This is a genomic window from Mycobacterium simulans, assembly GCF_900232995.1.
In the GTDB taxonomy this organism is placed as follows: Bacteria; Actinomycetota; Actinomycetes; order Mycobacteriales; family Mycobacteriaceae; genus Mycobacterium; species Mycobacterium simulans.
Map to the genome: position 1 here is coordinate 1 of NZ_OCVX01000026.1, position 970 is coordinate 970.

Sequence of the window (970 nt, forward strand, 5' to 3'; positions counted from 1 at the left end):
GTCCCGGCCAGCCGCCGGTGCCGCCGTCACCGCCGGTGCCGCCCATGCCGCCATTACCAGCACCGAAACCGTCGTCTTGGGTGCCGGAGCCGCCGGCGCCGCCGGCGCCGCCAACGCCGCCGGCCCCGCCATTGCCGTTGGTGCCACCGGTGGCACCGGGGCCACCGTCGCCGCCGTCGCCGCCGAGGCCGCCGTTGCCACCCGCGTTCCCGGTGCCGGCACCGCCAGCCGCGCCTGCGCCGCCGGCACCGCCGGCACCGCCAGTGCCGCCGGTGCCGTTGCTGCCACCCGTGCCGCCCGTCCCGGCGACACCAGTGAACCCGCCGAGGCCGCCCTTTCCGCCGTTGCCGCCCTTGCCGCCGCCGCTGCCGCTGTCCGCGGTGCCGGTTCCGCCGTCGCCACCAACTCCGCCGGCACCGCCATTGCCGCCGTCGCCGTTGGTGCCGCCGGGACCGCTGTTGCCGCCGTTGCCGCCCTCACCGCCCGACCCGGCGATGGTGCCATTGGCGCCGGTGCCGGGCGCGCCGCTGAGCCCGGCCCCGCCCGCGCCGCCGTCGCCGCCGCGTCCGCCGTTGCCGTAGCCGCCCGCCGATCCGCCCAACCCGCCGGTGCCCGCGGCCGCGCCCGCGCCGGCGGCGCCGCCGTCGCCGCCGTGGCCACCCATGCCGGCGCCCTTTCCGGGGCCGATTTCCAGCTGGGCCGCGCCGGTGCCGCCGGTCCCGCCCGCGCCACCGTCCCCGCCGCTACCACCACTGCCATTGACGCCGAAGGCGCCCGCGTTGCCGCCGGCCCCAGCGTTGCCACCGACGCCACCAGCGCCGCCACGACCGGCCGGACTGTTCAAGCCGCCGGGCAAGCCGTCACCGCCGGCCCCTCCAACGCCACCCGCGCCGCCGTCACCGCCGGCGCCGGCGGTGACGGCGGCGCGGGTGGCGTTGGAGGGGCCGGCGGTGACGGCTTGCCCGGCGGC

At 80.8% G+C, this 970-nt stretch carries 1 pseudogene; it reads right to left on the reverse strand.

Going from position 1 to position 970, the window contains the following annotated elements:
* Nucleotides 1-649 (reverse strand): annotated as a pseudogene (locus MSIMFI_RS26590) (hypothetical protein); the annotation flags it as partial.
* Nucleotides 650-970 lie beyond the last annotated feature (321 nt).